Annotated in this window: 4 protein-coding genes; 3 read left to right on the top strand and 1 reads right to left on the bottom strand. The window is 46.1% G+C overall.

All coding sequences use genetic code 11. From position 1 onward, the window contains the following. Positions 1 to 104: 104 nt before the first annotated feature. Positions 105 to 1,370: a phosphopyruvate hydratase gene (eno, locus tag RMO35_RS18230; RefSeq protein ID WP_309742879.1), complete on the bottom strand. Its 1,266-nt coding sequence runs from the start codon at positions 1,368 to 1,370 to the stop codon at positions 105 to 107. A 173-nt stretch (positions 1,371 to 1,543) separates the two neighbouring features. Between eno and gloA the strand changes: the two genes are divergently transcribed. From gloA to RMO35_RS18215, 3 genes are all read left to right on the top strand, one after another. Beyond that, complete coding sequence (gene gloA / locus RMO35_RS18225; protein WP_309742877.1) at positions 1,544 to 1,930, top strand: lactoylglutathione lyase; 387 nt, start codon at positions 1,544 to 1,546, stop codon at positions 1,928 to 1,930. Positions 1,931 to 2,102: 172 nt separating this feature from the next. Further along, positions 2,103 to 3,560: a DNA phosphorothioation-associated putative methyltransferase gene (locus RMO35_RS18220; protein WP_309742875.1), complete on the top strand. Its 1,458-nt coding sequence runs from the start codon at positions 2,103 to 2,105 to the stop codon at positions 3,558 to 3,560. A 348-nt stretch (positions 3,561 to 3,908) separates the two neighbouring features. Further along, a partial coding sequence (locus RMO35_RS18215) for a 2-phosphosulfolactate phosphatase (protein ID WP_309742873.1) occupies positions 3,909 to 4,282 on the top strand: 374 nt, incomplete at its 3' end.

The following is a 4,282-nucleotide window of genomic DNA, read 5'->3' as shown; positions in this document are numbered from 1 at the left end:
CCGAGGGTTTAGCGGCGTTTTTATTCGGGGGTTCCCCCCGAATAAGAAAACGACAAGACAGCGAATCAAGACATTACCCCCACTTCTGTGAAAATCGATCGCGCTTACTCTAATCCCGCATAGACAGCTAAATCGCCCAATTCATCCTCGATGCGTAACAGACGGTTGTATTTTGCCACCCGTTCGCTGCGGCAGAGAGAACCCGTTTTGATTTGTCCCGCGCGAGTCGCGACGGCTAAATCGGCGATCGTGGTATCTTCAGTTTCGCCGGAGCGGTGACTGATGATGGACTTGAAGCCGTTGCGGGTACCGAGATCGATCGTTTGCAGGGTTTCAGTGAGAGTGCCGATTTGATTGAGTTTAATCAAAATGGCATTGGCTGATTTTTCCTTGATGCCTTGGCGCAAGCGGACGGAATTAGTCACAAATAAGTCGTCGCCGACTAATTGGACTTTCGAGCCGATTTTCTGGGTGAGTAGTTGCCAGTTTGCCCAGTCATCCTCATGCAACCCATCTTCGATCGAGACGATCGGATATTTGGTAGTGAGATCGGCTAAATAGTCGATGAACTCACCTGGAGTATGGCTGCTACCATCGTAGATATAGTTACCATCTTTGTAAAATTCACTTGCAGCCACGTCTAGAGCCAGCGCGATTTGTTCGCCCGGTTTGTAGCCAGCAGATTCGATCGCCGCCATCAGCAGTTCTAATGATGCTTGATTGGACTCTAAATTGGGCGCGAAGCCGCCTTCGTCGCCTACGCCCGTCAGGAGACCCTTTTCATCCAAAACTTTGCTCAGAGCGGCAAATACTTCGGCTCCCCACCGGAGCGCTTCCTTGAAGGAAGTCGCACCCACGGGTACGATCATAAATTCTTGGAAGTCGATGTTATTTGCAGCGTGAGAACCACCATTGATGACATTCATCAATGGAACGGGTAGCAAATTTGCCAAAGGGCCGCCCAGATAACGATATAGTGGGACTCCCAGGGCATTGGCAACTGCTTTGGCATTGGCTAGCGATACCGCTAAAATAGCATTAGCCCCTAATTTAGACTTATTAGGCGTACCATCTAGCTCGATCATCGATCGATCGATCGCCATTTGATCGAAAGCATCCATCCCTTCTAAGGCTGGCGCAATTTTGTCTTCAATATTGCCAACAGCTTTTTGCACCCCTTTACCGCCGTAGCGACTAGGATCGTCATCGCGCAATTCGTGGGCTTCAAAACTACCTGTCGATGCGCCACTGGGGACTTGAGCTAGCCCAAATCCACCATTGGCTAAGTATACTTCGGCTTCTACTGTCGGACGACCGCGAGAATCGAGAATCTCTCTAGCTCTGATTTCTGCAATCGCCATGTCTGGCATGTTCATAGTTATTCCCTCATCTTTCGATCGCGACCGATCCGTAAACAATGTAGCTAGTCACCCTAATTATCCGTTCCTTGGCAACAATCGGTGCCAACACGTTATCATACGTCCTGAAGACACCTTAATTAGCAAATTTAGTTACCAATTTTTAAATAAGGCGATTTATAGCTATGCGTTTACTACATACAATGCTGCGGGTTGGGGATTTAGAAGCATCGATTGGTTTCTATTGTGACGTATTGGGGATGAAGCTACTCCGCAAACAAGATTTCCCTGACGGCAAGTTTACGCTGGCTTTTGTCGGCTATGGAGCAGAATCCGACAATACGGTCATCGAGTTGACTCATAATTGGGATACCTCAGCCTACACGATCGGTGACGCCTATGGACACATCGCGCTCGGGGTGGATGATATCTATGCTACCTGCGATCGAATCTCCGCTAAAGGCGGCAAAGTCGTCCGCGCACCAGGCGCGATGAAACATGGCACTACTGTTATTGCCTTTGTGGAAGATCCGACAGGTTATAAAGTCGAATTAATTCAAGTCGGGAATTAACCGTAGGGTGTGTTATCGCAAAGCGTAACGCACCATGTATAGCAGTGTTGGTGCGTTACCCTACGGGATAACACACCCTACATTTAAATTTAAGCTCTTATTTTCTCGTTATTTCCTAAAGCCTAATATTTAGAGCCTAATGCCTAAAGCCTAATATCTAAAGCCTAAACCAATGTCTCAAATACCCCTCGGAGTAGAAGTAGAAAGACATCGCGCCGCCATGACGCGCGTAGAATTATCTCGTCCAGTGAGGTTGGCGATCGAGTCGGGTATTATTACAACAGAAACTAGTATTTTTGACTATGGTTGTGGCATTGGTGGGGATGTCAAAAGGTTGAAGTCGCAGGGGTATAACTGCGAGGGTTGGGATCCATATTATTTTCCCGATGTGGAGATTCGATCGGCTGATATAGTCAATCTTAGCTATATCATTAATGTTATCGAAGATCCGGTAGAACGCGATCGAGCATTAAGTCACGCGTGGGAATTGACGGGGGGAGTATTGATTGTCGCCGCCCAGATTTTAGTAAACGATCTCAGCGGGATGTTAGCTTATGGCGATGGCATTTTAACCAAGCGCAATACCTTTCAGAAATATTATCAACAAGTAGAATTAAAAGAATATATCGATCGAGTCTTGACAGTTGATGCCATTCCGATTGGTTTGGGCATTTTTTTAGTATTTCGCGATCTATCTCAAGCCGAAAGTTTTCGCGCGGCGAGACTGTATACAAGGATGACGACGCCGCGCGTCAGGGTTGAAAGCAAAAGATTTGAAGATTATCAAGTGCAACTCGCACCGTTGATGGAATTTGTTAGTGAACGCGGACGGATTCCAATTAAGAGCGAACTAGCTGCCGAAGCAGAATTAGTTAATGAGTTTGGCAGTATCAAACGAGCTTTTCAAATCGTTTTAACGGCAACCGATGAAGCTGAATGGGATGTGATCGCGTATCAGAGATCGTTAGATTTACAAGTTTATTTAGCTCTATCCCAATTTGGGCAAAGACGGAGTTTGCGAAATTTATCTACAGCGATGAAGGCGGATATTAAAGCTTTTTTTGGTAGCTATGATGAAGCGTGTGCAGTTGCCGATCGGTTATTATTTAAGATTGGCGAACCGGGTGTAATTAAACAAGCTTGTCAGCATAGTAAGATTGGCAAACTATTACCTGCGGCATTATATGTCCATATCTCCGCGCTCAATGAAATCGATCCTAAATTGCGACTATATGAAGGTTGTGCCAGTCGAAATATCGGTGGCACAGAAGATGCAAATCTGATTAAATTTCATACTGACAAACCCTGTATCTCTTATCTCTACTATCCCGACTTTGAATCGATCGCGCATCCAGCACTACAATGGGCAATGCTCATCGACTTACGAGATTTGAGCTTGCGTTTTCGTGACTACTCCCAGCAGGAAAACCCGCCAATCCTCCATCGTAAAGAAACATTCTTAAGCGAAAATCATCCTCTGTACTCAAAGTTTGCAAAGTTTACCAAATCCGAAGAAAAAGCTGGACTATACAGCGAAACCAAAACGATCGGCAATCAACAGGGATGGGAGCGGCGACTGCAATCCTGTGGTGTCAATATTAAAAATCATCGAGTAATTCGGCAAACGTGAAAAACCTTAAGTTATTTCAATTTTGATTAGTGATTTTTATAGCTTTAATAAATTATTCAGATGAGTCGATAGTCAGCGATGGTTATGCTGGCAATACAGCGAGCGTGGTAGAATAGCTGGGAGTCCGATGCTAGTAGATCTCAACATTTTAACGGCAATAAAACTCAATTCGATCGATTTGTAAATACACAGGTTATGCAAAAGCGATCGGAGCGAATCCAACTTACCCCTGTGTGCCAATACGATCCAATTCAGTCCTGAATTTAGCAATTTTCGGGCACTACTACCATTAAGATTGAATAGGGTAAATAACCACCCTGACGAACCAGCAATATTTTTGTCCTAATTGTGAAACTATATACTTACCACACTCCCGAACGCACCCCCGCAAACGAACTGCCCGTCTGCGCGATCGCGATCGACGTACTACGCGCTACCTCGACAATCGCCGCAGCACTGAAGTCTGGAGCCGAAGCTATTCAAGCTTTTAGCGATATGGATACGCTAATGCAAGTGAGTGACAAGTGGCCATCTGAATTACGTTTGCGCGGTGGCGAGCGGGGTGGTGCCAAAGTAGCAGGTTGCGATCTAGGTAATTCGCCGCTAGATTGTACGCCAGCGGTAGTGGGTGGCAAACGGTTATTTATCAGCACCACCAATGGTACCCGCACCTTGCAGCGCATCCAGGATGCCAAAATCGTCCTCGCCGCCGCTTTAGTCAA

The sequence above is a fragment of the Chamaesiphon sp. OTE_20_metabat_361 genome, from assembly GCF_031364565.1.
Note: the sequence above shows the minus strand (reverse complement) of the source record. Positions and strands in the feature narration are given on the sequence as shown.

Bases quoted from the DNA above. Each gene is read 5' to 3' on its own strand.
- eno (WP_309742879.1), bottom strand. From the start codon at position 1,370: ATGCCAGACATGGCGATTGCAGAAATCAGAGCTAGAGAGATTCTCGAT.
- gloA (WP_309742877.1), top strand. From the start codon at position 1,544: ATGCGTTTACTACATACAATGCTGCGGGTTGGGGATTTAGAAGCATCG.
- RMO35_RS18220 (WP_309742875.1), top strand. From the start codon at position 2,103: ATGTCTCAAATACCCCTCGGAGTAGAAGTAGAAAGACATCGCGCCGCC.